22 protein-coding genes and 1 other annotated feature are annotated in these 26,707 nt (G+C 44.5%); of the genes, 19 read left to right on the top strand and 3 right to left on the bottom strand.

Translation table 11 applies throughout. The features are described 5' to 3' along the window. Window positions 1-262 precede the first annotated feature (262 nt). Window positions 263-549: a binding site (T-box leader), on the top strand. A gap of 158 nt (window positions 550-707) precedes the next feature. The 3 genes from pheS to ACWNM1_RS05730 all read left to right on the top strand — a co-directional run bounded on the left by pheS (window position 708) and on the right by ACWNM1_RS05730 (window position 6,788). After that, complete coding sequence (gene pheS, locus ACWNM1_RS05740) at window positions 708-1,742, top strand: phenylalanine--tRNA ligase subunit alpha (RefSeq protein ID WP_042186167.1); 1,035 nt, start codon at window positions 708-710, stop codon at window positions 1,740-1,742. A 344-nt stretch (window positions 1,743-2,086) separates the two neighbouring features. Then, entirely contained in the window at window positions 2,087-4,531 is a 2,445-nt protein-coding gene (pheT, locus tag ACWNM1_RS05735) for a phenylalanine--tRNA ligase subunit beta (protein ID WP_449600242.1), read from the top strand. Window positions 4,532-4,730: 199 nt separating this feature from the next. Beyond that, window positions 4,731-6,788 (top strand): hypothetical protein, encoded by a 2,058-nt coding sequence (locus ACWNM1_RS05730; RefSeq protein WP_449600241.1) that lies wholly within the window; start codon window positions 4,731-4,733, stop codon window positions 6,786-6,788. Window positions 6,789-6,965: 177 nt separating this feature from the next. Here ACWNM1_RS05730 and ACWNM1_RS05725 read toward each other — a convergent pair whose 3' ends face one another. Next, the gene (locus ACWNM1_RS05725) at window positions 6,966-7,316 is read right to left on the bottom strand and encodes a cupredoxin domain-containing protein (protein ID WP_262495616.1); all 351 of its coding nucleotides are present in this window, start codon (window positions 7,314-7,316) and stop codon (window positions 6,966-6,968) included. Window positions 7,317-7,635: 319 nt separating this feature from the next. Between ACWNM1_RS05725 and ACWNM1_RS05720 the strand changes: the two genes are divergently transcribed. Then, the gene (locus ACWNM1_RS05720) at window positions 7,636-8,697 is read left to right on the top strand and encodes a GGDEF domain-containing protein (RefSeq protein WP_449600240.1); all 1,062 of its coding nucleotides are present in this window, start codon (window positions 7,636-7,638) and stop codon (window positions 8,695-8,697) included. Between the two features lie 75 nt (window positions 8,698-8,772). On the opposite strand, the gene ACWNM1_RS05715 is transcribed toward ACWNM1_RS05720, so the two are convergent. Beyond that, window positions 8,773-9,120, bottom strand: coding sequence for a phage holin family protein (locus ACWNM1_RS05715; protein ID WP_042186173.1), 348 nt, complete (start codon window positions 9,118-9,120; stop codon window positions 8,773-8,775). A gap of 150 nt (window positions 9,121-9,270) precedes the next feature. On the opposite strand from ACWNM1_RS05715, the gene ACWNM1_RS05710 reads away from it, so the two are divergent. From ACWNM1_RS05710 to ACWNM1_RS05700, 3 genes are all read left to right on the top strand, one after another. Further along, the gene (locus ACWNM1_RS05710) at window positions 9,271-11,637 is read left to right on the top strand and encodes an endonuclease MutS2 (RefSeq protein ID WP_449600239.1); all 2,367 of its coding nucleotides are present in this window, start codon (window positions 9,271-9,273) and stop codon (window positions 11,635-11,637) included. 31 nt (window positions 11,638-11,668) lie between these two features. After that, on the top strand, window positions 11,669-12,088 hold the full coding sequence (locus tag ACWNM1_RS05705) for a DUF350 domain-containing protein (RefSeq protein ID WP_042125581.1): 420 nt from the start codon (window positions 11,669-11,671) through the stop codon (window positions 12,086-12,088). Between the two features lie 213 nt (window positions 12,089-12,301). Further along, window positions 12,302-12,844 carry a hypothetical protein gene (locus ACWNM1_RS05700; protein ID WP_052404205.1) on the top strand — a complete coding sequence of 181 codons (543 nt, stop codon included), beginning with the start codon at window positions 12,302-12,304 and terminating at the stop codon, window positions 12,842-12,844. Window positions 12,845-12,931: 87 nt separating this feature from the next. Here ACWNM1_RS05700 and ACWNM1_RS05695 read toward each other — a convergent pair whose 3' ends face one another. Further along, window positions 12,932-14,158 carry an NAD(P)/FAD-dependent oxidoreductase gene (locus tag ACWNM1_RS05695; RefSeq protein WP_449600238.1) on the bottom strand — a complete coding sequence of 409 codons (1,227 nt, stop codon included), beginning with the start codon at window positions 14,156-14,158 and terminating at the stop codon, window positions 12,932-12,934. A gap of 177 nt (window positions 14,159-14,335) precedes the next feature. On the opposite strand from ACWNM1_RS05695, the gene ACWNM1_RS05690 reads away from it, so the two are divergent. The 12 genes from ACWNM1_RS05690 (at window position 14,336) to ACWNM1_RS05635 (ending at window position 26,685) form a co-directional block, all read left to right on the top strand. Next, complete coding sequence (locus tag ACWNM1_RS05690; RefSeq protein ID WP_449600237.1) at window positions 14,336-14,569, top strand: hypothetical protein; 234 nt, start codon at window positions 14,336-14,338, stop codon at window positions 14,567-14,569. 30 nt (window positions 14,570-14,599) lie between these two features. After that, entirely contained in the window at window positions 14,600-14,989 is a 390-nt protein-coding gene (locus tag ACWNM1_RS05685) for a spore coat protein (RefSeq protein WP_449600236.1), read from the top strand. 259 nt (window positions 14,990-15,248) lie between these two features. Next, window positions 15,249-15,749 carry an Lrp/AsnC family transcriptional regulator gene (locus ACWNM1_RS05680; protein ID WP_042125589.1) on the top strand — a complete coding sequence of 167 codons (501 nt, stop codon included), beginning with the start codon at window positions 15,249-15,251 and terminating at the stop codon, window positions 15,747-15,749. Window positions 15,750-15,762: 13 nt separating this feature from the next. Continuing rightward, window positions 15,763-16,983 (top strand): aminotransferase class I/II-fold pyridoxal phosphate-dependent enzyme, encoded by a 1,221-nt coding sequence (locus tag ACWNM1_RS05675; RefSeq protein WP_449600235.1) that lies wholly within the window; start codon window positions 15,763-15,765, stop codon window positions 16,981-16,983. Window positions 16,984-17,233: 250 nt separating this feature from the next. Then, a complete protein-coding gene (locus tag ACWNM1_RS05670) occupies window positions 17,234-17,422 on the top strand; it encodes an aspartyl-phosphate phosphatase Spo0E family protein (RefSeq protein WP_052404481.1) in 189 nt (62 codons plus the stop codon). Window positions 17,423-17,605: 183 nt separating this feature from the next. Further along, window positions 17,606-18,172 (top strand): cob(I)yrinic acid a,c-diamide adenosyltransferase, encoded by a 567-nt coding sequence (locus ACWNM1_RS05665; protein WP_449600234.1) that lies wholly within the window; start codon window positions 17,606-17,608, stop codon window positions 18,170-18,172. A gap of 1 nt (window position 18,173) precedes the next feature. Beyond that, window positions 18,174-19,163: an RluA family pseudouridine synthase gene (locus tag ACWNM1_RS05660; RefSeq protein WP_449600233.1), complete on the top strand. Its 990-nt coding sequence runs from the start codon at window positions 18,174-18,176 to the stop codon at window positions 19,161-19,163. A 180-nt stretch (window positions 19,164-19,343) separates the two neighbouring features. After that, the gene (locus tag ACWNM1_RS05655; RefSeq protein ID WP_449600232.1) at window positions 19,344-19,709 is read left to right on the top strand and encodes an arsenate reductase family protein; all 366 of its coding nucleotides are present in this window, start codon (window positions 19,344-19,346) and stop codon (window positions 19,707-19,709) included. Window positions 19,710-20,315: 606 nt separating this feature from the next. Beyond that, the gene (locus ACWNM1_RS05650) at window positions 20,316-20,756 is read left to right on the top strand and encodes a chemotaxis protein CheW (protein WP_449600231.1); all 441 of its coding nucleotides are present in this window, start codon (window positions 20,316-20,318) and stop codon (window positions 20,754-20,756) included. 122 nt (window positions 20,757-20,878) lie between these two features. Continuing rightward, on the top strand, window positions 20,879-24,160 hold the full coding sequence (locus ACWNM1_RS05645; RefSeq protein ID WP_449600230.1) for a response regulator: 3,282 nt from the start codon (window positions 20,879-20,881) through the stop codon (window positions 24,158-24,160). Beyond that, entirely contained in the window at window positions 24,157-24,885 is a 729-nt protein-coding gene (locus tag ACWNM1_RS05640; RefSeq protein WP_449600229.1) for a response regulator transcription factor, read from the top strand. Before ACWNM1_RS05645 ends, ACWNM1_RS05640 begins: the two co-directional genes overlap by 4 nt. A gap of 87 nt (window positions 24,886-24,972) precedes the next feature. Continuing rightward, a complete protein-coding gene (locus tag ACWNM1_RS05635; RefSeq protein ID WP_449600228.1) occupies window positions 24,973-26,685 on the top strand; it encodes a methyl-accepting chemotaxis protein in 1,713 nt (570 codons plus the stop codon). The last annotated feature ends 22 nt before the right edge of the window (window positions 26,686-26,707 follow it).

The raw sequence follows: 26,707 nt of genomic DNA, 5'->3' as shown, positions 1-26,707 counted from the left end.
CCTCCCGGTATGAAAGTCCTTGTATTTTGAAGGTGATTTATGATTGAGTACAACCATGCCTTCTTAATAATGGAAATTATCAAGCTCCGCTGAACGTTAGCTGAAAAAAAGTCCCCTAAATGGCTCTGAACCTTAAAGCCAGCTTAAAGCCAGATAAAAATTGCCCTAATTATGCTTGAACTTGTCAAAACGACAGATTTTGCATATAATAAAAAGACATATCTCTTGTATAAAAGAGATACCTGACAATTAGATTGAATTGTGAAATGCAGTGATGGAGAAGAGTACACAGTGCCTGACTTACAGGGAGGAGACGCCGGTGATTGAGAGCGTTTCTAGGATACAGAGCTGTCGAAGTTCACTCCGGAGCAGTTCCTTGAATTCCTTAAGATTGCCTTGTAAGGAAGCGTAGGGGAAACCGGTCACAGACCGTTATTTCTGTATAAAGTGAGATAGGTATCTGTCCAGCCAAAAGAGGGAATGAAGCTCTTAAGGGGAACAGATCAGCTTGTCTAACAAGGGTGGTACCACGGTCTTTTCGTCCCTTACCGGGAGGAAAGGCCTTTTTTTGTTGAATTATAAGAAAGTATAAGCTTCACGCTATACTTTTTCCTTATAATTCTCGCATAAACGCATACCGTCCTTAAAGGACGCCGAAGGCGTTTTAGCTTGAACTAGACAATGATTGAAGGGGGCTGTACACGGCCATGAAAGAGAAGTTGGAAGCATTGAAGGTTGAGGCGCTGGCTAAGTTGCAGGAGGTTATGGATCCACAGGTTTTGAATGACCTAAGAGTGAAATATCTCGGTAAAAAAGGCGAGCTTACAGAAGTTCTACGTGGTATGGGAGGACTTAGTGCTGAGGAGCGTCCGGTTATCGGGCAAGTAGCGAATCAGGTGCGTAGTGCCATTGAGGAGATTATTGGAGCGAAGCAAGAGGCTTTTCAACAGCAAGAGACTCAGCAACGTCTACAGGCTGAAAAAGTAGACGTAACATTGCCAGGTCGCCGCATGCAGCAAGGGGGCGTTCACCCGCTTAGCAGAGTGGTTCAGGAAATTGAGGATATTTTCATTGGTATGGGCTACCGTGTGGCTGAAGGTCCGGAAGTGGAGACCGATTATTATAACTTTGAAGCCCTAAATCTACCTAAAAATCACCCGGCACGCGATATGCAGGATTCCTTTTATTTAACGGATGACCTGCTTATGCGTACTCAAACGTCTCCGGTACAGATTCGTACTATGCAGGCTATGAACGGTGAAGTTCCAGTTAAAATCATTTGCCCGGGTAAAGTATTCCGCCGCGATGATGACGATGCAACGCATTCCTTCCAGTTCCATCAAATTGAAGGTTTAGTTATTGGAAGCAACATTCGGATGAGTGATCTGAAAGGCACCTTGCAGCAATTCGTACAAGAGATGTTCGGCCCGAATACAGACATTCGTCTTCGTCCGAGCTTCTTCCCATTCACCGAGCCAAGCGTTGAAGTGGATGTAAGCTGCTTCAAATGTGGCGGCGATGGCTGCAGACTGTGCAAGCAAAGCGGATGGTTAGAAATCCTTGGCGCTGGCATGGTGCATCCAAATGTTCTGAAAATGGGTGGCTATGATCCTGCTAAGTATAGCGGCTTCGCATTTGGTATGGGTGTTGAACGGATTGCTATGCTTAAATATGGCATCGATGACATCCGTCATTTCTATAACAACGATATGAGTTTTGTAAAGCAGTTCAAGGGCGTTTAGATTTTTGGTGGGCGAGCTGGCTGACGGGTTAGGAGTAAGTAGCAATTGGGTTACTGATCTTGCTTAATAAAAGACTATTAAATAGAAGGAACGGAGAGAAATTTTGGAACTGTAGAAGCGCCAGCGTTCGCCTTTATCCTCGGATTTCTACCGCGAGAAGCGGTTTTAATCAGGAAATCTGAGGATAACAGCGATCGGAAGTCCAATATTTTTCGTAGTGACTGCTCTAAATAGGACGGTTATGAAGCTTTGATCGAGTAATCCTAAATTGTACTACTCCCACAGGAAGCAGATCGAACGGCAAGTAGATAAATACATCTGAAACATAAAGGAAGTGAGCGGACATGAAAGTATCAACCGGATGGTTGGCTGATTATACATCGATTGAAGGAGTAACCGCCGAAAAGCTAGCGGAGAAGATTACCGCTGCCGGCATTGAAATTGACGGAGTAGAGCGCCGCAATAAAGGGATTTCCGGCATCGTAACCGGCTATGTGAAATCGAAAGAAAAGCATCCTGATGCGGATAAACTGAACGTATGTATCGTGGATGCAGGTCAAGGTGAAGATCTGCAAATCGTCTGTGGCGCAAAGAATGTAGCTGCAGGACAAACCGTTCCTGTAGCTCTTGTTGGCGCTAAGCTGCCAGGGCTGGATATCAAAAAAGCGAAGCTGCGCGGGGTATTATCACAAGGGATGATCTGCTCGGCTAAAGAATTGGGACTCAATGATAAATTGCTTCCTAAAGAGCAGCAAGAAGGAATTCTTGTACTTCCTGAAGGTACAGAGATCGGTCAAGATATTTCAAAGTTGCTGGGTCTAGATGATGAAATTCTGGAATTCGATCTGACTCCGAACCGTTCAGACTGCCTAAGCATGATTGGTGCTGCTTATGAAGTGAGCGCGATTCTTGGACGTGACATTAAATTGCCTGATCCTGCGAGTGAAATGATTGAGATCAGCGGAGCAGCTGCTCAATCTATCTCCGTTAAGATTGAGAATGAAGAACATTGCAGTCATTACGCAGTTCGTTATATCTCAGGTGTTAAACCTGCAGCATCACCGCTGTGGATTCAGAATCGTCTGATGGCGGCAGGGATTCGTCCAATTAACAACATCGTAGACATTACTAACTATGTGATGCTCGAATACGGACAGCCGCTTCATGCATTTGATGCAGATAAAATAGAAGGCGGAGAACTCGGCGTTCGTCTTGCTCACGAAGGTGAAGTCCTGACTACACTTGATGGCCAAGAACGGAAGCTTGAGCCACATATGCTCGTTATCGCTGATGGAGCTAAAGCAGTAGCTCTGGCTGGAGTAATGGGAGGTCAGGATACGGAAGTTACTGCTGAGACGGTAAATCTCGTTCTGGAATCCGCTAAGTTTGACGGAGGAACCGTTCGTAAAACCTCGCGTCAACTGGGACTTCGCTCGGAAGCATCGCTTCGTTTCGAGAAAGAAGTGGATCCAAATGCAGTGATCCCTGCATTGAATCGCGCTGCAGTACTTATTGCGCGTTATGCTGGCGGATCTGTGCATGAAGGAATTGTGCAAGCAGGAATAGTTGCTGGAGAAGAGAAAGTACTTACTTTGTCCATGGAGAAGCTGAACCGTTATCTCGGAACAGATCTGTCTTTGCTAGAAGTGAAGACATTGTTTGGTCGTCTACATTTCAAATGCGGGGATACCGCACAAGGATTGATCGAAGTTCAGGTGCCAACTAGACGTGGCGATATCAGCTATGATGTTGACCTTATCGAAGAAATTGCTCGTCTGTACGGGTATGACAATATTCCAACGACTCTGATTGAAGGTGTTACAACGCCAGGCGCATTGACGCATAAGCAATCACTCCGCCGTGAACTGCGTCGCCTGTTGTCACATGGCGGTTATCAGGAAGTGATGGGTTACTCCTTCATCCAGCCGAAACAAAGCAAAATGTTCCCTGAGTTATCAGAAGGCTCACAAGCGGTTAAATTGGCTATGCCAATGAGTGAAGAACGCAGTGTACTGCGTACTAGCCTTCTGCCACAACTATTGGATATTGCTAGCTATAATACCAACCGTCGTCAAAGCGATCTAGCGTTGTTTGAAATCGGCAATGTCTTCTTCACAGATGAAGAACAGTTGACTCGTCAGCCGCGTGAACTGCCGGTGCTGGGGTTGTTGCTTAGCGGTAGCCTAACCGTGAAGCAATGGAACGTTTCTGCACAGCCTGTAGATTTCTTTGATTTGAAGGGAGCGCTGGAATCTGTATTTGCTTATTTGGGTCTTACAGACAGAATTATCTACGAGGGAGATAGTCCAGAAGGGTATCATCCTGGACGTTCCGCATCGGTATATTTAGTCGGAGACGAGGGTCGTGTGAAGATTGGAACTATGGGTCAGCTTCATCCGGAACTGCAAAGAGAGCTTGATCTAGTGGATACTTATGTAGCTGAGATTCTATTGCAGCCGCTGTATGATAACACGCAAAGCCGTCTGCAATATAATGAGCTTCCACGTTTCCCAGGTATGGAACGGGATATTGCAGTGGTTGTAGATTCAACTGTACCAGCAGGTGATCTGCTAGCTTCCATCCGTGCAAATGGAGGAACTTTGCTGCAATCCGTACAGGTATTCGACGTGTACACTGGTGGCAAGTTAGAGAGTGGAAAGAAGAGTATTGCGATCTCACTGCTGTACCGTCACGGTGAACATACATTGACAGATGAAGAGGTTGGAGAGGTGCATGATAAGCTATTATCAGTCCTTCAACAAACTTTTGGTGCAGAATTAAGAAAATAGCAGGAATTGTGTAAAGCCGCAGCGAATCCATTTAGAAACTGAGATTCGCTGCGGCTTTTTCTGGGTAGAGTGAAATGCGGAGGATATCAGCGAGAATCTATTGATTACAAGGGATTTTGCCAAATGCTTAAGAAAAAAGCTACAATAGAAACAGTAAGACTAACTTAGAATCCGCACACATACAAAGGAGGGCACAACTGTGGCTATGGACCGGACACGTGTCGCCGTGGAGATATACGGAACTTCCTATAAACTCGTCGGAAGCAGCACTGAATATATGAAACAAGTGGCCCGTTATGTTGACGAACATATGCGCTCGATTTCTAAATCACACAACAGACTGGATACGCCGCGCATAGCGGTGCTTGCAGCAGTACATATGGCGGAGCAGGCTATTCAGGTTCAGGATTTTAAAAATGAACTCAACATGATGACAGGTGAACGCAGTGAACTGCGATTGGAAGTATCTCGCCTGCTGGAGGTTCAGCGGGAGCGACAAGAAGAATATGAACGCCTTGAAGCGGCGGCTAAGGAAGAAGCTACACGTCTGATTGCTGCGGTTGAAGAAGAGCGCAAGCGTCATCTGGAAATTCAGGAGAATGAGCGTAAAGTACATGCTAACCAGCTTCAGGAGGCAACCCAAGCGGCTGAAGCCGCACGAGAGAAGCTGGAAGAGGAGCTGCTTGCACGTGAGCTGGAGCTGCAGGAACTGCGGACAAGTTATGAGGATGAACAGTCTGCTATGCGCGAGAATCATCGAGAGGAACTAGCGAAAGCAGAAGCCATCCGTCTACAGCAGTTGGAAGAGCAGAAGGCAGCGCATTTGCAAGAGCTGGAGAACATCCGTGAGACGCTGACTAAGGAGAATTCAGACACCTTGTCTGCTCTGGAGCTTGAGTTAACTGAGACCAGGTCAAACTTAGAGAAACAGCTTGAGGAAACCAAATCAACATTAGGTAAGGAACTCGAGAAGACGAAGTTGACACTGGGTAAGGAGCTTGAGAGCACGACAACGAAGCTAAGCAAGGAATTGGCTGAAGAACGGGAAGCTTTACAACGGGAGCTTGCTAAGAATAAGGAACTTCGTCAGTCACAAGGGACTCAGGAACATAGACATAAGCAAAACATTCAAGAGCTCGAGAAACAGCTGGCTGAGCTTCGTGGTGGAACAGGACAACTTCAGTCTAGACTCCGTTCGGCTGAAGCCAGTCTTAAGAGTGAACGAGATGCTCGTCAGACGCTGCTCGGACAATATGAAGCGGTGGTTAAACGTGAAGAACAGCTCAGTGAGGAGCTGCGTACTGCTACTGAGCTAGGCACGCTGTTGAATGAAGAGCTGGAAGAATTGCGCCAGCGTTATCAGCAGTCTCAGAATGAAGCATCAGAGCTACGGAAGTCACTACAGGAAACGAATGACAATCTGCATCGTGTTCAGGAAGAACTCGCTGGATCTATGGCGGAGGCAGCAAATTGGCAGGAGCTCTCGGATAAACGGATGGAAGATATTAGTGAGCTTGAAATGAACCTACTGGAGACCGAAGAGAAATCTTTGGCGCTTCAAAAGGAGATTGAGATCCTTCGAGGTCAAGCGGATGGATTAGTACAACAGTTAGATCGGGAAGCTCAGCTTCGTACAGATGCAGAACACGAAACTGCAGCACTCCGTGAACAAGGTGGACAGGTTCAGAAGGAACTGTCTGCACTTCGTGAACGCTATGAAGAACTGATCTCTCAATATGATGAAGTGCTGCAAGATGGAGAACGTCTGCAGGAAAGATATCAACTGCTGCAAGAAGAAGGCGAAGAGACAGCTCGACGCTTAGAAGAATTGTCTGAAGCTAGCCTTGAGGCCGCTGCTACGGTTGCAGAGCAGCAGGATGTTCTGAGGGAAGCAGAGGCGTACGGCGCTTCATGGAAGCAAAAGTACGAGGAATTATTCGAGCGACAGCAGCAGTGGAGTGATTTGGAAGCGAAGCTGCGTGAAGAGATAGATATTTGGCAGCAGGAGGCCGGTGAGGCTGAGGCTAAGCAGAAATCTATTGAACGTGAACGCAGTGAGGTGCTTCAGCAGCTTGGTGAAGTCGGCGAGAATTATGAATTGGCCCAAGGACAACTTCGTCTGCTACAGGTCCAGTTTGAGATGCATCAGAATGAGCTACAGAAGATGACAAATGAGCATCGTAATCTTCAAGAGGAATATGCCAAGCTTCAGAATGAATATAATGAATGGATTCAACTGATCGAACAGGACAGTTGAATGTCGGATGCAAGAAAGAGGGCTGTACCTGATGTGTAGAGAGATCTATTTCAGGTCAGCCCTCTTTGTTTAATATATTCGAAAGAATAAGTTTCACATCATGTCTTATATTTCCCACTTAAATAAAAAGCCGATCGTCAGGGCAATTCCCTAACGATCGGCTTTTTAATGATTCATCTATTCCACAATGATTTTTGCGTTCATGCCGCTATGTCCGGAACCGCACATAATCGAACAGGTCATTTCGAATGTGCCGGCTTCCTCTGGAACAATTACTTTCGAGGACTTTTTGCTATTAAGCTGGAGTTCGAATTCAGGGATAAGGATACCGTGATTGCCGCTATCGTTTTTAAAAATAATTTTGACGGGTACACCTTTTTTTAGATGATATTCTTCCTGATCAAAGCTGTAATTCGTAGCTGTAATTATAAGTTCTGTTTCTGCCTCGATCTCCGGCTCCGATGTGTTAGCATTGCCAGCAGCACTATCATTGCTGTTTCCACAGGCTGTAAGTGCTATAACGAACACAATTGAAAGTAGAATTGCAAATTTTTTAATGATCCAAACCTCCTCCTAAGAAGTCCAAGCATAGTGAAAATGTGACAATTATGTAGACATCATAACTTAAAATTTAAGTAAGCGCTTTGATTAAATGTGAAAAATCCGTGAACAAGGGAGACTGTTCAAACTTTGTCGTAAATTGCAAATAAATGATGAAAATATAACTAAAATTTATTATAATGAAAGCTATTACATTAACGTACAAAAGTAGGGGATACATATTTCAAGCGCTAACGATACGCTAAATACGGAGGTTTGGCACCGTAGAATCTTAAAAGGTTATTGGATGGTAGTTATTCTTTTATTAATCTCACAGTTGCTGTTTTTGTCGAATATTGACCGACTTCAAATAAAAACAACCATGGACACGAATCTATGGCACTTATTTATAGCTTGTAATTTACTAATTGTGGTCCTTATGATTACTGCGGAGCTGTGGCTTCGTTATAGTAAACATTCCCCTAAATATGGGGTGGTTAGTTGTGGATTTTTAGTGTCCTACCTTATGTATTTTGTATTAGAGCCTTTTGTCGATGGTGCTCAGATGACGCTCATGATGCCGATTATGGTCGCTCTTATTTATTTTGATCGTAAGCTCCTGTATCTAATGGGACTATTTAGTATTGTGTTTTATGCGGGAGTATATTTCGGGTTGGAACGGCCATTCCTACATAAACCGCTGCTTGAATTCTTAATAGTAGAGTGTGTGTTTATAATATTTGTAGGGATGGCTCTTGCTGTAATTATTCGTGCGCGGGAAGCGCGTGTAAATCTGGAGAGATTAACGAAGGAAGGCCAAGATCTAATGGTGGAGAGGGCTATTTCGGATAAGCTGCTGAAGATAGATGCACTCACTGGACTATATAATCATAAAACCTTTCATGAATATTTGGATTCATTATTGGAGCAATGTGAAAGCAACAATCTTCAACTACAGCTGGCGCTCTTCGATATAGATAACTTCAAGCAAGTTAATGATACCTACGGACATAGGGTTGGGGACCTTGTTCTTAAGGTAATTGCGGACAAGGTGGGCGGTATGATTGAGTTAAATGACTTTGCGGCTAGGTATGGCGGTGAAGAATTCGCTGTGATTTTTACAGACAAAAGTTTTTCAGAGTCTTATGAGGCTGTAGAGAAACTACGGATCAATATTGCTCAAATCGAGCATTTGCAGGCTGGAAATAAGCCGATTACTGTGAGCATTGGAATTTGTGATTATCAGCTTGGGGATGGGAAAGAGCTTCTTTTTCGTAAAACGGACAAAGCGCTCTATACCGCTAAAAAACAAGGTAAGAACAGAGTGGTCAATTGTGCTGAGAGCCATGAAGTGGAGATTGTGTCATAAGGATAAAAACAACACAGAACCCTTATTACCGGAAAAGAACCGGAAATAGGGGTTCTGTGTTGTGAATAGCTTTCGTTACTTTGCTGCCTCAAACGGCGTGGATACCGGCAAAAACAAATCGACAATACCGATGACCAACGCCGCCAGGATAGCTCCTAGAATGGAAACGCTGACTCCACTCACTACGAATTGAGCGACCCAGATGACTAATGCACTAACGATGAAACCGACGATACCGCGCCCGAAGGGCGTTGCCTTTTTGCCGAAGATTCCTTCGACAACCCAGCCGAGTAACGCAATCACCAGTGCAAGGATTAGAGCGCTCCAGAAGCCACCAACCGAGAACTGTGGAACAATCCAACTAACGACCATCAGAACAAGCGCTGCTACAATAAAACGACCCACATGACTCAAGAAATTCACTGTACTAACCTCCTTTGGCCCAAGCTAAGGATATGTGCAGTTCTTATTGTGACCTTAATACTTGTTTTTATGCTTTAACTGATACCAAATAGCGAAATTGGCTTGAATTCTGTATAATGGAAACATCTATGAAGGGAGCTGTGACTGTAATTGGACGACAAAATTTTGCATACGCTTGAATATCGCAAGATTTTAAATAAATTAATGCAATATACGCAAACCTCAATGGGGCGAATGACTGCGGAGCAACTAAGACCATCCGGTGATTTTGAAGGTGTGAAGAAGCTACTTCAAGCCACGGACGAAGCGGCTAATGTAGATCGTCTGAAGGGTATTCCTTCATTCGGCGGGATAAGTGATATTCGAGCAGCACTAAAACGTGCCTCTATAGGTGGAATGTTGGGAACAACTGAACTGCTGGCAGTGGGAACTACCATTGGCGGCGCAAGAAGAGTCAAACGATTCCTGGCAGCTATGCATGAGGAGGAAAAGATTGAATTCCTATTTTCACTCAGCGATGTTTTATCGGAGCAAAAACATGTAGAAGATGCCATCCGTTTATGTATAGACGAGAACGCAGATGTGCTTGACACAGCTAGTTCTGAACTGGCTACGATTCGCCGTGAATTACGCGGAGGCGAGACCCGGATTCGTGAGAAGCTGGATTCTATGATTCGTTCTTCTTCCGTTGCTAAAATGCTGCAGGATCAGCTGGTAACCATTCGTGGAGATCGGTTTGTTATTCCTGTAAAAGCGGAGTATCGTGCGCATTTCGGTGGAATTGTACATGATCAGTCCGGATCAGGAGCCACTTTATTTATCGAGCCTGAGTCCATTGTGGCGATGAATAATAAGCTGCGTGAAACACGGCTGCGTGAAGAACGGGAGATCGAGATCATATTGCATAGGTTGACAGCACTTGTAGCTGATATAGCCGAAGAAATGACCTATGATATCGATATTCTTGGCGAGCTTGACTTTATCTTCTCCAAGGCGCGTCTTGCCCGAGATATGAAGGCTACACAGCCTCGTATGAACGATCGCGGGTATTTGAAGCTGCGCAAAGGACGCCATCCACTTATTCCCGCAGAGCATGTGGTTCCTCTGGATGTGGAGCTCGGCAACCAATATAGCTCCATTATTGTAACCGGACCGAATACGGGTGGTAAAACCGTTACACTCAAGACCATTGGACTGTTGAGTCTCATGTCGATGTCTGGTTTGTTCATCCCTGCGGAAGAAGGCAGTCAAATGTGTGTGTTTGATGCCATTTATGCAGATATTGGGGATGAACAGAGCATTGAGCAGAGTCTGAGTACATTCTCCAGCCATATGACGAATATTATTTCCATTCTGCGGAGAATGACTCCTAAGAGTCTAATTCTGCTTGATGAAGTGGGCGCAGGTACGGATCCGGCAGAAGGTTCTGCGCTGGCCATTGCCATTCTGGAGCATATTCACCGGACAGAATGCCGTATGGTCGCTACCACGCATTATAGCGAACTGAAAGCTTATGCTTATGAGCGTAAAGGGGTCATCAATGCCAGTATGGAGTTCGATGTTCAAAGTCTCAGCCCTACCTACCGCCTGCTGATTGGTGTTCCTGGACGAAGCAACGCCTTTGCAATTGCAGAGCGATTAGGTCTGCCAGGTGCGATTCTGGAGCATGCGCGTGGCGAAGTGAAGGAAGAGGATCTACGTGTAGAGCATATGATTGCCTCTCTCGAAGAGAATCGTCTTGGAGCGGAACAAGAACATGAGCGGGCAGAGAGCATTCGCCGTGAAGTAGAAGAACTACGCAGCAGACAGCAGCAAGAACTGGAGAAGCTGGAAAGCCAGCGGGACAAACGGCTGGAGAAAGCGGAGAAAGACGCCAGCGCAATCTTGGAGAAAGCGCGTAAAGAAGCTGAAGAAATTATTAGTGATTTACGCCGCTTAGCTATGGAAGAAGGCGCTTCAGTCAAAGAGCATAAGCTGATTGAAGCACGGAGACGTTTAGACGATGCGGAACCTTCACCGCGTAAGAAAGCTGCTACTCGTAAGCCTGCTAAAGCTCCGCGGACGATTGGTCCTGGTGATGAAGTGAAGGTAGATAACTTAAACCAAAAAGGTTTTGTAGTGGAATTAAGCGGCTCTAAAGAGGCTGTAGTGCAGTTTGGGATCATGAAGATGAAGGTAAGCCTGGATGATTTGGAACTGCTCTCTTCGAAAGCAGCCTCTGTACCAACGCCTCTTCGGCAGGCGACAACCGTTAAACGCTCCCGTGATGAGAACATTCGTAGAGAACTGGATTTGCGAGGTGCGAATTTGGAAGAAGCGATTATGGAGACGGATCGTTTTATTGATGAAGCCTTCTTAGGAAATCTGGGCCAAATTTCTATTATTCATGGTAAAGGCACAGGTGTGCTCCGCACAGGAATTCAAGAATATTTGCGTAAACACAGACATGTTAAGAGCTATAGGCTTGGAAATTATAATGAAGGCGGCGCAGGCGTAACCGTGGCTGAGCTGCAATAGCGGGATTGCCCGGCAGAAAGAAGGGGAAAGTGTGCAAGGAGATATTGATCTTTTGCTGGGTCATCCGCTAGGTGCCTTGCTTGGCTACTTTGCAGTAGCAATTCTTGGGCTTGTTGTATTTCTGTCTATTTTTGAAATGGTAACGAAATATAATTGCTGGGAAGAAATTCGCAAGGGGAACTTGGCAGTAGCCATGGCTACTGGTGGCAAAATCTTCGGAATTTGCAACGTACTGCGTTTCAGCATTGAATCAGGTGTTTCGATTTATGAGACGATGAAGTGGTCGGTCGTCGGTTTTTTGCTGCTGCTGCTTGCCTATTTTTTATTTGAATTCCTAACCCCAGTGTTCTCTATTGATGAGGAGATCGCTGCAGATAACCGTGCTGTTGGGCTAATAGCGATGCTGATCTCGGTTTCGTTGTCTTATGTGATCGGTGCAGCTATATTTTAAAAAATAGAAAGTTTTGCACCTCCCTACAAAGGATTCCAGATGAAGCTGGACAAGCTTTGAAATGAGCAGCTCCACTTTGTGGAGTATTAGGAGGATATCATGAAGATTCTTACCCGAGTTCTGTTTGTGTCAGCTATTGCTTTTATAGCAGCCGGTATTATTTATTTAATGATGAACTAAATTTAAACGTGAAGTATGAAGGAGATTATTAAGATGGAAACAACTGTGTGCCCTTGGTGTCATACCGAAATCGTATGGGACGAGGAATTCGGACCCGAGGAAAATTGTCCTCACTGCAACAATGAACTTAACGGATATCGTACAGTTACTGTAGGGATAGACGGCATTGAAGAAGAGGAAGAAGAAGTTGTAGAAGAACCTAAACAAGAGGTTATTAATGATGATGATCTTTGGGGAGACGTCGACAAAGACAGTGTAGTTCCTATTTACAACACGCTCAACCAATTCGGTGACGATTATGATTTGAATAAGTATGAAGAGCGTGTATCGGGCATCTTAGCGATTCAGGAAGAAGCTCCGGAATGTACACAATGCCATGAGTTAACTATCCTTGCTGGTAAACAGCTTGTTAGCAGCTTCGAGCCATCTGCACCGGCTACACTAGGTGGACCTGTATTAACATCTCCATTCTCCCTTAATGTGTATGTGTGTCCGTCTTGTTTCCATGTACAGCACAGTCTAGCGCAGGAAGACCGTATTCAGCTCGTACGTAATCTGAGTACCGATAAAGCATAAGCATCCTCATAAAAAGCTTAGTCCTCTTATTGACCATAAGGGGACTAAGCTTTTTTTAAAAACCTCAATATTGCTTATTCAAGTCCGTTATAAAGTAGGAGAAGGTTTGGCTGATCGTGTCAATGAGAATAGATCAAGCTCCGGCCGATGTTTACCCGCAATCGTATCTGTTAATAACTCCGCAGCAATCATGCTGTACACCGTCCCATTGCCTCCATAACCCTCGATGAAGTAGCAATGAGGGAACTTGGGATGAGGGCCGATATAAGGAAGCCCATCACGCGTAGAGCCGAATACAGCGCCCCAGGAGTATTCTATCTCAATGCCTTTGATTTCAGGAAACAAAGCTTCCAGCTCTTCCAATAACCTTTGACTTTGTGAAATCACTCTGATATCACGGCGCTCGGGATCTGTCAACGGTTCATCTTTACCTCCAGCAATAATACGTCCCTCTGGGGTGGTACGGAAATATAAATACGGACGGGCGGTTTCCCAGAGGAGGCTCCGCTCATGCCACTTGGGTAATTCCTTCAGAGGTTTGGTCATTATCGCATACGTATTGATCAACTCGGCGCCCCGGTCTTTTTTAAGTTCCTGCGTTTCGTACCCCATTGCAAAAATAACATTTTTAGCAATAATGCGCCCCTTCTCAGTGTGGCAAATCACGCCATCGGCCGTAAACTCATAATGTTTAGCTTCACTTTCCTCAAAGACGCGTACGCCGTTGGATGCTGCCTTGGCGATTAATCCATGCAACGTGCGAAAAGGATTCGTTTCAGCGTCACCACGCGAATACAAACCAGCCGATTTTCTGAAAGAGTACAAAGAAGCAATTTTATCTTCTTCCCAGAATTCAGAATCGAATCCATTGGCTACGAGATTCTCGTATTCCTCCCTTAAAGCAGGCACGTCTTCTGGTGTACTTGCATATAAGAGACTGCTGCGCGGAATGATTTGAGGATCGATATCGAGCTTGTCTGGCAGATCCATAATGTTCCTTACTCCGGCTTGGCATAACTGGTAAAAGAGCAGGCCATTCTTTTTCCCAAAAGTGTTCATACATGAGGTTAATGATTTATCGTTAGAGATTTGCAGCAATCCCGTATTGGCATGCGAGCTGCCGCTTCCTACACGTCTTTTTTCTATCAGAACAGCATCAGCTCCGCTTAGCGATAAGCGATAGGATGCCATTGCTCCACCCATTCCAGCGCCGACAACCAGGCAATCACAGTGAACGGTATCCTCTAACTGAGGATAAGTCGGGGGATTCTGTAAAGTGCTTGACCAAGGTGTGTTTCCACTATTTAAATTCATGAATTGTTCGCTCCTTCATTCGTGCCGTGATTTAGTATTGGCGGCAATTTATTGTCTCATTCGCAGGTATGTTCTTATTTTTGTCATATCTATCAAGTACCTTTGGGCAAATAAATGAACTATTTTGGCGGCATACTAAAGCCTGTTTGAATCAATTACAAGGAGGGACTACAACACATGCAATCAACTCAAATGCAGGCATTAAGTGGAAAAGAACTGGAATATATCGCTGATTCCATCTCCAATGAGGACTTGCTTCTCAAACAATGTGCGGCAACCGCAGCAACAACACAGAATGAGCAGGTTCGTCAAATTTGTATGCAGCATATGCAAAATCACACAACGCACATGACTGAGCTCACTCAGTTAATTCAGCAACATCAACAATACGCGCCAACAAGCCCACAATAATTTCCATACTAATCCTAAGGAGGTTTTTAAATGAATACGCAAAATTCAGCAGCATTTATGCCGGATGAAGATTTAATGAACACCATTTTGTGTGATTTGAAGCGGACGGTCCGTGAATATGCGACTGCCGCTACAGAATCGGCATGTCCAGCGGTTCGTCGGGTGTTTAACGACATGACCATGAACACGCTTCGACTTCAGGGCGAGCTTTATACGCAGATGTCCCAACTGAATATGTATCCTGCACCTGCAAAAGCATTGCGCCAAGATGTAGACAAGCAGCTCCAAACTGCACAGCAATTGCAGCAAAAAGCAGGACAATTTGTTCAGCAAAAAACCGGACAAGCTGGATCCTTTGCTCACAATGCGAACGCGCATCTTCATTCGAATGGACAGCATCAACCGTCTCATTTAATGTAACCAAGATGGTTAGCAGATGAAGCATCCTGCCCCATAACCTTAAGGCTGACGCCCGTTTATACCGAGAGCTCCGGTATAAACGGGCATTTTTTGTATGAAAATCCATTTAGATGAGTAAACACAGTCTTCTATGCGGACATCATATGGGGTTATTTTGTTTGCAGAGATGCTCAATTCATGTCATATTAGTATTAAACTCTTTTCGCGGGGCGACGCATGAATAGCGCAACGTCATTTGCGAACTATCCGGAGGGAAGGCATGAAGGAAATGAACGAACTAAAGAGGAAAGTGCTGGAACTGCTTAAAGAGGACGCGAGAAGATCTACTGCACTCTTAGCTACGCTGCTTGGCGAGGAAGAAGAAGACGTAAAGACGGCGATTGGGCAATTAGAGAAGGACCATGTAATTGTTAAGTATGCAGCCGTTGTAAACTGGGATAAAGTCGATGACGAGAAAGTGACAGCGCTGATTGAGGTACAGATTACACCCGAACGGGGTCGCGGATTTGAAGGCATTGCCGAGAGAATCTACCTGTATCCACAAGTGAAATCCGTTTATCTGATGTCAGGTGCTTACGATCTTCTGGTAGAAGTTGAAGGCCGAAACTTACGTGAAGTGGCCAATTTTGTTTCCGAGAAGCTGTCTCCAATTGATTCAGTACTCTCAACTAAAACGAACTTTACCCTTAAAAAATACAAACAGGATGGGATCATCTTCGAGGAGCATGAGGAAGACAACCGTCTGATGATCTCTCCATAAAGGAAGTAATCATATGATCACGAATAAAACGCAGCTAACTGGAGAAGACAGCAAATCAATGAATTCTTATTTGGCCCCGCTGGTACAGCAAATTCAGCCTTCGGGTATTCGTAAATTTTTTGATCTGGCTGCAGGCAGCAAGGATATCATATCACTTGGAGTCGGGGAGCCTGATTTCAAGACCCCGTGGCATGTCAGAGAAGCTTGTGTCTATTCGCTGGAAAGAGGGTTTACAGGCTATACATCTAATGCAGGTATGCCTGAGCTACGGGAGGGGATTGCGAACTATTTGCACACCCGTTTTGCAGTGGAGTATGATCCTGCGAATCAAATTATAGCAACAGTCGGCGGAAGTGAGGCTATTGATCTGGCTCTTCGCGCATTGATCACGCCAGGCGATGAGATTCTCATACCAGAACCTTGCTATATTTCTTATTCACCGATAACGGCTATTGGTGGAGGTATTCCTGTAGGTATCGAAACCATCGGAGAGAATGACTTTAAACTTACTGCAGAGAGTTTGGAAGCGAAGATTACTCCACGCTCCAAAGTTCTAATTCTCTGTTACCCGAGTAACCCAACGGGAAGTGTTATGACCCGAGAGGATTGGGAGCCGATCGCCAAGGTTGTAGAGAAGCATGATCTTATCGTAATTTCAGATGAGATTTATGCGGAATTGACGTATGGAATTAATCATGTCAGCTTTGCCTCATTGCCAGGTATGATGGACCGTACGATTTTGGTCAGCGGTTTCTCCAAGGCTTTTGCCATGACTGGATGGAGAATGGGTTATGCTTGTGGTCACCCTGATTTGATCTCCGCAATGCTTAAGATTCACCAGTACACTGTGATGTGCGCTCCTTCTATGGGCCAGGTGGCTGCACTTGAGGCACTGACCAATGGGATGGAAGAGAAGGATCGAATGGTCGATTCTTATAACCAACGGCGGAGGCTGATTGTTAAAGGTTTGCGTGATGCCGGACTGGATTGCCATGAACCACAAGGTGCATTTTATGCTTTTCCTAGCGTGCGCAAAACGGGACTGACTTCTGATCAGTTTGCACAACGTTTATTGCTTGAATATAAGGTGGCAGCTGTACCTGGAAGTGTCTTTGGTTTAGGTGGTGAAGGATACTTACGCTGCTCCTATGCTACATCAGTAGCTCAACTGAATGAAGCTATAGAACGCATTGGTGCTTTTGTCACACAACTGGAACGAGAGAGAATGGAATAGAGAAAATTGGACTATAGCCTATCCTATAATCCTATGGTATTATTTTACTTTGAGAGTAATTAACCCCTATAATAGAACTAACAAGGACGTATTTTACTCTGGAATTAAGCGTTGCTTTGAAGTTGCTTTTATTACTTTAATGACATTTTGTGGCACGCGCTCAATAATACTTTTAGGAGGGATGATTGTGCTTAGTGCCGATTATTACTTACCTTCCTATGGAGGGCAATGTTTTTCTGGAAGTGGGAAACTGTCCCCCAAGGGTGATGCTTCTGCTCGCATACTCTCTCTGGAAGATGAAATTAGAATACTCCGTAGCAAAATGGAGCAGCTTTTTTTGCAGGAAAAATCATTCACTTCAGATAATGTGATTGAAATTAGCAGTTTACTGGATCTCAAGATAAATGAATACATGAAGGGGCGTCCAGTTGGAAAATAACGTCGCTACATGCTGTTGAAGAGGACCTTAGGGTCCTCTTTTTGTTGTTCCTTTAAGCTCACACATCGCAACATTGCAGTCACACTTGGAGAGAATATGCCTAAACTCTTCATTTGCCATTTTTATATAAGAAAGCTTAAACTAGCATTATGTGATTTGAAGAATGGATAGGAGGAGTAAGCCATGTTGATATATACACGCACGGGTGATGCGGGTCAAACTTCAGTGATTGGCGGCCGGGTTGGTAAGGACGATGTCCGAGTTGAAGCCTACGGAACGATCGATGAACTGAATTGCTTTGTAGGTCAGGCAAGGAGCCTGATGGAGGACGATCAGTTTGATGATGTACGCGAGCAGCTGCTGGAAATTCAGCATGAGCTATTCGATTGCGGAACCGATCTGGCTTTTATTAAGCTAGGTGATGGTGGTCAATATATGGTAACAAGTGAGATGGCTAAACGGTTGGAGGGCTGGATTGATGATCTTCAAGCAGAGAATCCACCACTAGAAAAATTCATCCTCCCTGGGGGCAGTCCGTTGGCTTCGGTTCTACATGTGTGCCGTACGGTTTGCCGCCGGGCGGAACGTCGGGCGGTTACACTTGGACGAAATGCAGACATTAACCCGGAAGCGGTTATTTATTTGAACCGGTTATCCGATTATTTCTTTGCACTGGCTAGGACGGCTAATACACGGGCAGGGATTACTGATGTAGAATACATTCGCAGTAAAAAGGTGTTCCGAGACTAATATGACAAGCTATTATTCACCTATTACTTACATTATACCGCCTGAAGAGGATGACTGGCTCTTGAAGACGATCCTGCATAAACGGATGGATGTCTCACGCAAGCTACTGTCCCGTCTGAAGCAGACGGAGCAAGGCATCACATTAAATGGAGAGCGTGTGTATATCAGCGTACATGTTAAGGCAGGCGATATTGTTCAGATTCGCATGGAAACAGAGACTTCGGATGATATTTTACCACAGCCGATTCCCTTTGAAATTCTATTTGAAGATGAGCATCTGCTCGTAGTAAACAAGACAGCAGGGATCATCGTGCATCCCACACATGGACATTACACTGATACGCTGGCTAACGGAGTAGTTCATTATTGGGCACAAAAAAATGAACGTTTCCGCTTTCGACCCGTCCATCGTCTGGACCAGGAAACTTCGGGCGTGTTAGTCATCGCCAAGAATCCGTATAGCCATCAGCATATTTCTGAGCAGATGATTGCGGGTACAGTGGACAAACGTTATGCTGCATTTGTTCATGGGGCTCCTGTGGAGCCTTTCGGCAATATCGACGGACCTATTGACCGTGATCCTGAGGAGCCGCATCGGCGTATCGTGACACCGGATGGTTATCCTTCTCTGACTCGGTATGAGGTTCAAACCGTATACGCACAAGGTTCAAAAGTTGAACTGAAGCTGGAGAGTGGTCGTACTCATCAGATTCGGGTCCATATGACCTCTATCGGCTGTCCTTTGATTGGTGACAGCATGTATCGTCATGAGCTGTATAATCTACCGAAGTTGACTTTAACTCAAAGTGAACAGTTGGAGTCCGTTGCAGCACTAGATGCCTCCATACCGCGTCAAGCACTGCACGCGGTGCGTCTGACATTCAAGCATCCGGTGCTGCTGCGGGAAATGATCTTTGAAGCTCCCTTGCCGCCTGATATGGCGGCCTTGGAGGAGATACTGGAGCAAGGACCGATAGTGAATTTGAGATAAAATTATCTTAGTGATGTTAAGCGAGAGGGCGAGCTGGTTCTGGAGAAACGGATTGTTCGCCTTTATCCTCGGATTTCATCCGCAACAAGCGGACTAAATCAAGAAACTTGAGGATAACAGCGATACGAAGAATAATTCGCCAGCGCAGCGCACTCATCACTACCATTAAAGGAGTACAACATGAGCAAACTAAAAATATATCAATATCCAAAATGCAGCACCTGCCGCAGCGCAGTAAAATGGCTACAAGCTCAAGGTCATGAGTTAGAGCTTCAGCACATCGCAGAACAGCCGCCCACCGTTGAGGAGCTGCGTGAATTGCTGGCCAATAGCGGACTTGAACTGAAAAAGTTTTTTAATACAAGTGGTGAAGTCTATAAAGCATTGGGTCTTAAGGACAAGCTGTCCGGCCTCAACGAACAGGAGCAGCTGGAACTACTATCGGGCAATGGCATGCTGATCAAGCGTCCCATAGTGACTGACGGGAAGAAGGTTACCGTGGGTTTTAAGGAACAACAATATGGCGAAGCTTGGGGCAACGCTTGAGTTTAGCGTCCGATCCAATTAATGAATGCGGCGATGCTAGTGGTTATTATCCCGATAACAGATAGAAGAATAAACCATATTATGCTCCCTCAATCTTTGGCTTCCCCTTGCTTAGTTTTATCCACGATAGGATAAAAGCTAGGCAAGGGGGATAAGAGCTTAGGGGAGTATATAATCAAAATAGTACTGTCCAGCACACTGTCGAATGCCAGCGCCAGATAGGAAATCAGTATTACACGAGAGACCCCCCCATAATAAGCGATAGTAAACTTCATATTACTCCGCAATTGCCAATGGTTTTAGCCCCAGTATGATTGAAGAAATCGACCAGCCCCACCCCATACAAACAATGCAGCAGTCACAGTGGTAATACCAAAGCTATAGACTGCCCTACATAATTAGAGATTTCTGTAATCGCTTTCACAAATACAATTGCTGCGGAAACTAAACCAGTTTCAGTTCCTGATGATAGGAATCCAAAAGTATGTGTTTTATATTAATTTAACTAACACAAATTAAATATCATTTGAACAAGTTAGATAACATGTTGGAGATATAGTTAATTAACATACATACTAAATGATATTGAATGAGCGGGGTGAGGAAATGAGTACTGCTGAGGTCGAAATTGTCGAGTTCCTGCTTGGTAAAGATCTGTATGGAACTTATGTACATACTGTAAGAGAGGTCATTAATGTACTTCCGGTCACTCCGATTCCATTAGCGCATCCATGCATGGAAGGATTGATACAGTTTCGTGATGAGGTCATTTCAGTTATTAACTTGGCTAAATGTTTGGGGTACCCATCTGCAGGAGAAATTCGACAGGTGCAGGACAAATACATCATTGCAGAAATAGAGAATGCCAAGGTTGCTTTTCATGTTCAAGCGGCATCAAGAATCCATCGGTTCCATCGCGCAAAGATTGAGACAACGAACGAGATCGTCCAAGGGATGCGCGGGGCTAGTCTGGGTGTTGTCCAAATGCAAGATCAACTCCTAGTTATTCTGGATCTTGTTAAAATAGCTGGAAGGCTGGCTGTGTGACTCGAATCGAAATATATGGAATTTTGTCGAACGGTGTATATTGTTCGACTTTTTTTGCGTATAATTATATTTAATTCAAAATTAGCAGAATAAATCCAATTATGTTTTATAAAGGTGGTGGAATGATGATTCGGGATTTAATCCTCAGCTTTTGTCTGCTAACCATTTTCACCTTTTTTTTCGAGCATTTTATGATAAGAGTGAATGTGAATCTAAATCGGAGAGCTTTCACAGGGTATACCTGGAGGGTAGGGATTTACCAAGGATTTGTAGGCATTATTTTAACCTATGTTGTTCAGCATCATTTTCATGATTTTTTCATTGCAGACTTGAGTACCATCCCTATACTGATTTCGGCATATACTGGCGGTCCCTTGGCTTCAGCCATCACCACTATACTGATCATTCTTTTTCGTTTTTTTGACGAGCCCTCCATCGGGATGATGAGACTAGGAATCATTGATGCCTCCATAATTTATATTGTGAGCAATATTTCGGTATGGCATTTTCAGCATTATTGGAGGCAGTGGGTACTTTCCGTCACCGTTTCCAACCTCTTACTGATACTAATATATAATTCCATTGACAACTCGCCTTCCTTACGCGCAAGCCTGCAATTTTTCGCCGTTTATGAAGCAAGTGGTTTGTTTATCGCCGCAAGGTTATTTTATATGTGCAACGCTCAGAAATTAAAGCAGCGTTTCGATGAAATGCAAAACGATTTATTAGAGATTCTTCACCTTCAGCCCGGATTAATTTATAAATTGACCAAAGAGAATGACAGATTTAAATACAAGATTGCCGGAGGTGCTTTATTTTCAGAACTGGGGGTTTCTTACAAGGAACTAGTTGGGTTAACCCTTGACCAGTTGGAAACACTTCCGGAAGAACAAAAACGTTTCATGCATAATCAGATAAAAAAGGCTTGGGCGGGGAAACGCTTTTCCTTTGAAATGCTATATAAGGAGCATACTCTGCTCATAACGTTAACACCTGTGTATTATGATCATATCGTAGGCTCTGTCATAGGCTCAGTAACAGATATTTCTCATCGTAAGCTAGCGGAGAAAAAGTTGAAGGAAAGTGAAGAGTTATACCGCTCCCTTGTTGAAAGCTCACAAGATTTCATTGTCCGGTTGGATATACGGGGACGTATTACGTCTGTAAACAAGAAAGTAGCCGAGACGCTCCGCACTTCGCCCGAGAGTCTTGTCGGGATATGGATAACAGATAAGATTCCATCGGGAAGCCATGTGGAGACTTGGCGTTATTACTTCAACCGGGTAATCTCAGGAAGAGCAATGGAAAGATTTGAATACAGCTTCAGATCGGAACGGAGAGCACATGAATATGATGTCACTTTTTCTCCTTACTACAACATAAACGAGGAGGTCATTGGAGTAATTTGCACGGCTCATGATATTACTCATCTTAAGAAGAGTAGGGCGGCTGACGCAGCCAATAAGGCTAAAAGTGAGTTTCTTGCCCGAATGAGCCATGAAATACGCACACCCCTCAGCGGCATCATCGGACTTACCGAGCTTTTGACGAGGCAGGAGATGTCTTTGGTGCAAAAGGATTATTTGTACAAGATCCTCTCATCTTCACATACCTTGCTGGGCATTATTAATGATGTTCTCGATTTCTCCAAAATTGAGGCTGGGAAAATAGAGCTGCAGAAGGTAAATTTCAATTTACATCAATTGATGCAGGAATTATCGGATATTCTCGCCGTGCATGTCGGTCAGAAGCAACTGAAGTTTATTATAGACACTTCTGCAGATATTCCGGATATCGTTTATGGGGATTCATTGCGTATTGAGCAGATTCTCATCAATATGATTAACAATGCCATTAAATTTACGGACAGCGGATATGTATACGTCAAAGCTATACCCGTAGGATATGAAGAAGATATTATTCATGTGGAATTTTCCATCGAAGATACAGGAATTGGACTTACAAGCGATCAGATTCTGCATCTGTTTGAACCCTTCATGCAGGTCAGACATCACTCCGGACAGATAAGTGGAGGGACAGGGCTCGGACTTCCGATCTGCAAATACTTTGTGGAGATGATGGGAGGAGAGATCGAGATCAGCAGTCAGTCTGGACAGGGCAGTAAATTCTCGTTTACGATTCCCTTCCTCTACACGCAGTCCAATGATCTTCAACAGAGGGAGGAAATGATAGATTTCTCGCATACAAAAGTGCTTGTCATTGAGAGCAATGAGGTAGTTAGAAATGGGTTAACCTCTATGCTGGAATCGATGAACTTTCATGTCTATGCTTGTGGAAAACCGGATATCGCTATTACCCAAATGCCTGTGGAAGTGGTTTTGGTAGATTTGAGTATGGATGACCGGGAAGGGCGGGATGATTGGATTCGACTTAAGGACATGCACTTTCCCCAGCAGGTTAGTTGGGTAGCCATTTCAACGGCAACGGTTCGTGATGAAATTATGAAATTACCGGAGGAAATGCAGCCTGAGGCCATCCTTCTGATGCCGGTTAGCCGCAATGGCCTGTATCAGACCATGCGCTCCTTGTTTCGGTATGAACCATATTCGCCTTCGAGGATTTTAGACGCGGAGATCTATACCTTGTCCGAATGCCAGTGGAAAATTATGCTTGCGGAAGATAATGAAATCAATCAGCTTGTGGTCACGGAGCTTCTCAAATCTTATGGTTTTCATGTAACTGTTGCTAATGATGGCAATGAGGTTCTCGAATTATTGGAACATGGCCGCTGGGATTTACTCTTATTGGACGTCCATATGCCTGAACTTGATGGTGTTGAGGTAACGATGAAGCTGAGACAGAACCGTAGGTTCGATGAATTATTGATCATCGCCTTAACCGCAAATACAGTAAAGGAGGAGCATGAGAAGTATTTTCGGATCGGGATGAACGGAGTACTAACGAAGCCTTTTCAGATCGGTCAACTGATTTCGTTATTGAACAGACCACAAGCTTTACATGGATTTGAAATGTACTGTGGAGACGAAGAGCGTTCGGTGACGGGGGCTTTTCAGCTCAAAGGAATAGATTATCAGGTTATTCTGCAAAGAGTTGGCGGAAAAGATCATATCATGCGTCATATGTTTATCGTGTTCCTGAAAAACTACAGACATTTTACTAAACAACTGCGTGGCGCCTTGGCTCAACGAGAATTTTCACGCGCTCTCAGGATGATCCATACCTTAAAGGGCGTGGCTGGCAACATTTGTGCCGACCGTCTATTAGCTGCTACGGAGAAGCTTGAAATGGCTCTGGTGAAGAATGCAGATGTTCAGACTGAATTGAATCATATGGAATGGGAGCTCCAATGGATCATTTTTACTTTGCATTATTTTTTGAACGGGAGCACGGATACACATTATCTTGAGAGGATTTCAACATGAAAGTAATTCTAATTGAAGATGACGGTATTATCGGCGACATGATAAAAATGTATCTTACGGAGGAAGGCAACATCGTTGACAGAGTGGGAACGGGTATTGAGGGGCTGGGTCTCATTAATAGTTCTCCTCCCGATCTTGTAATTATTGATCTGGTATTGCCGGATTTAAATGGAATGGAAGTTTGTAGGGAGATACGCAAAAATTCCTTGGTACCGATTGTAATTATATCTATGAATACAGATGTCCTTTGCCGCATAGAAGCTTTGAACGCCGGTGCAGATGATTATTTGTGCAAGCCTTTCAGCATGAAAGAACTATTAGCGAGGATGAATGCCATTGTACGCAGAACCACGCAAGGATACCGTGGACAGGAAGGTAACGACAAAACCGGTATTTACAAACCTGAAAGCAAAGGAATTGTTATTGAACATGAGTTCCGCGCAATTAAAGTTCAGGGAAGACGGGTGGAGACAACCTTTACCGAATTTGAAATTATGAAACTTTTGTATAATCATCCGGAGCGGGTGTTCTCCCGTGAGGAGCTAATTATTTATTTGCGCGGAATTAACACGTTAGTGAATGAGCGCTCCGTAGATGTACATGTAATGAAGCTCCGAAACAAACTTGAAGCGGATCCGAGGAATCCGAAATTTATCAAAACGGTCTGGGGAATTGGTTATAAGTTTTCTGCGGGAACATTCGAAGATTATGAAGAAAAAACATAGATTTCACATACTTATGCGGCAATTGATTTAACACCCTCCCTTTATCATGGATAAGAGAAGTTACTTGGTGAAGAAGGGGATAGATTGGTGCGTAATCTAAGAGTATCAACAAAACTTTTTCTGTTAATCGGAGTGTTTATCGTCGCGATGGGAACGCAAACTGCAATTGGATATTTTGCGTTGACGAAGACGGCTGATAATTCACACAAAATGTATTTTGATCGAATGGTGCCAGAAGCTGAATTTCTGCTATACCGTGCAGACAACCGGGAGCTGGAGTCGATTCTATTCCAATCCTTGCAGCCCACATCGGACCAGGAGGCACAAGACTTAAATTCTAGATTCGGGGAGTTGGTAGATGCAAACACAAAAATTCTGAACGGTTTACTTACTACGGATATTGCTACAGAGGAGAAAAAAATCGTTAGCGATATCCAGGCACAATACTCTTCCTACATAGAATCCATGCGGGCTGCACTTGCTTTAGGAGCTGTCAACCGCAATGAGGAAGCATATGATTACTATAAAAATAATGTTGTAGCGGTTAAGAATACAATTGTATCGTTAGGCGAGGAGCTGGAAAAGAAACTCATTGATGCTGCGGCCGCAATTAATAATTCGACAGACAAGCAGGCCGAACAAAGTATCAGGTCAACGATCATCTTATCTATAAGTGCTATTTTTATCTGTGTTGTTATCGGAAGCGTGATTCTCCGCATGCTTGTAAAGCCGATACAGCTCGTACAAAAGCTGATGAAAGAAGTGGAGAACGGAGATTTCACTGGTGAGGCACAATACCGTTCCAAGGATGAACTCGGCCAATTGATTCATTCTCTCAATGCCATGCTGCAGGTATTAAGAGATTTATTCGGCCAGATTGCCGAGACCTCACAGCAGGTTGCGGCATTCTCGGTTGAACTTACAGCAAATGCAGAGCAGACAAGCACGGCCAGCGAGAATATTGCGGCAAACGTAGAGGAAGTTGCAGGAGGCTCGGACCAGCAGGTTCATGTAGTTGAGGAAACAGTCATAACACTGAGACAGATGAGAGACAGTGTGCAGCGTATGTCGCAGAACGCGCAGATAATGTCCGAGTCAGCTGTAAAGACCTCAGGCAAATCTTTGGAAGGAAATGAAGCGATTGTTACTGCTGTACACCAAATGAGTTCAATTCATGAGGCCATTGAGGATCTAAGCCGCATTATCCATGGTTTGGAACAGCAGTCCGAAGAGATAGGCGAGATCGTTGACGCCATCACAGGCATTGCGGCACAAACCAATTTGCTTGCGCTGAATGCGGCCATTGAAGCGGCAAGGGCAGGTGATCAAGGCAGAGGGTTTGCCGTGGTGGCGGATGAGGTCCGCAAGCTGGCAGAACAATCAACAGGCTCAGCCCATAAAATATCCGTTCTAATCAGCAACATCCAGGCGGAAACGGGCAAAGCTGTACAGTACATGGAACGGACGGCTAATGAGGTTTCTAGCGGTATAGAAACGGTTAATTCGGCAGGTCAGTCATTTGCTCAAATAGAAGAATCTGTGGACAGAGTCGCCGATCAGATTCAGGAAATCTCCTCCGAAATTCAGGATTTTGCGCAGGGATCAGATCAGATGTTTCAATCGGTTGAACAAATCAATGTGGCTGCTCAAACCACTGCCGCAAGCACGCAGAATATCGCGGCTGCAACTGAAGAACAACTTGCATCAATGGAGGAAATATCTGTATCATGTGCATCACTGTCCCATATGGCTGAGGATCTTCACGACAAAATAAATAAATTTAAGATTTATAAGAATTAAGATGGAGGACATGCAGATTTTG

The sequence above is a fragment of the Paenibacillus sp. Marseille-Q9583 genome, assembly GCF_976954365.1.
This window is presented reverse-complemented; position numbering and strand designations above follow the sequence as displayed.

Coding starts and splice junctions, on each gene's coding strand:
- ACWNM1_RS05650 (WP_449600231.1), top strand. CDS start 20,316: ATGAGTACTGCTGAGGTCGAAATTGTCGAGTTCCTGCTTGGTAAAGAT.
- ACWNM1_RS05655 (WP_449600232.1), top strand. CDS start 19,344: ATGAGCAAACTAAAAATATATCAATATCCAAAATGCAGCACCTGCCGC.
- ACWNM1_RS05660 (WP_449600233.1), top strand. CDS start 18,174: ATGACAAGCTATTATTCACCTATTACTTACATTATACCGCCTGAAGAG.
- ACWNM1_RS05700 (WP_052404205.1), top strand. CDS start 12,302: ATGGAAACAACTGTGTGCCCTTGGTGTCATACCGAAATCGTATGGGAC.
- ACWNM1_RS05680 (WP_042125589.1), top strand. CDS start 15,249: ATGAAGGAAATGAACGAACTAAAGAGGAAAGTGCTGGAACTGCTTAAA.
- pheS (WP_042186167.1), top strand. CDS start 708: ATGAAAGAGAAGTTGGAAGCATTGAAGGTTGAGGCGCTGGCTAAGTTG.
- ACWNM1_RS05720 (WP_449600240.1), top strand. CDS start 7,636: ATGGTAGTTATTCTTTTATTAATCTCACAGTTGCTGTTTTTGTCGAAT.
- ACWNM1_RS05685 (WP_449600236.1), top strand. CDS start 14,600: ATGAATACGCAAAATTCAGCAGCATTTATGCCGGATGAAGATTTAATG.
- ACWNM1_RS05640 (WP_449600229.1), top strand. CDS start 24,157: ATGAAAGTAATTCTAATTGAAGATGACGGTATTATCGGCGACATGATA.
- ACWNM1_RS05695 (WP_449600238.1), bottom strand. CDS start 14,158: ATGAATTTAAATAGTGGAAACACACCTTGGTCAAGCACTTTACAGAAT.
- ACWNM1_RS05690 (WP_449600237.1), top strand. CDS start 14,336: ATGCAATCAACTCAAATGCAGGCATTAAGTGGAAAAGAACTGGAATAT.
- ACWNM1_RS05645 (WP_449600230.1), top strand. CDS start 20,879: ATGATGATTCGGGATTTAATCCTCAGCTTTTGTCTGCTAACCATTTTC.
- ACWNM1_RS05675 (WP_449600235.1), top strand. CDS start 15,763: ATGATCACGAATAAAACGCAGCTAACTGGAGAAGACAGCAAATCAATG.
- ACWNM1_RS05665 (WP_449600234.1), top strand. CDS start 17,606: ATGTTGATATATACACGCACGGGTGATGCGGGTCAAACTTCAGTGATT.
- pheT (WP_449600242.1), top strand. CDS start 2,087: ATGAAAGTATCAACCGGATGGTTGGCTGATTATACATCGATTGAAGGA.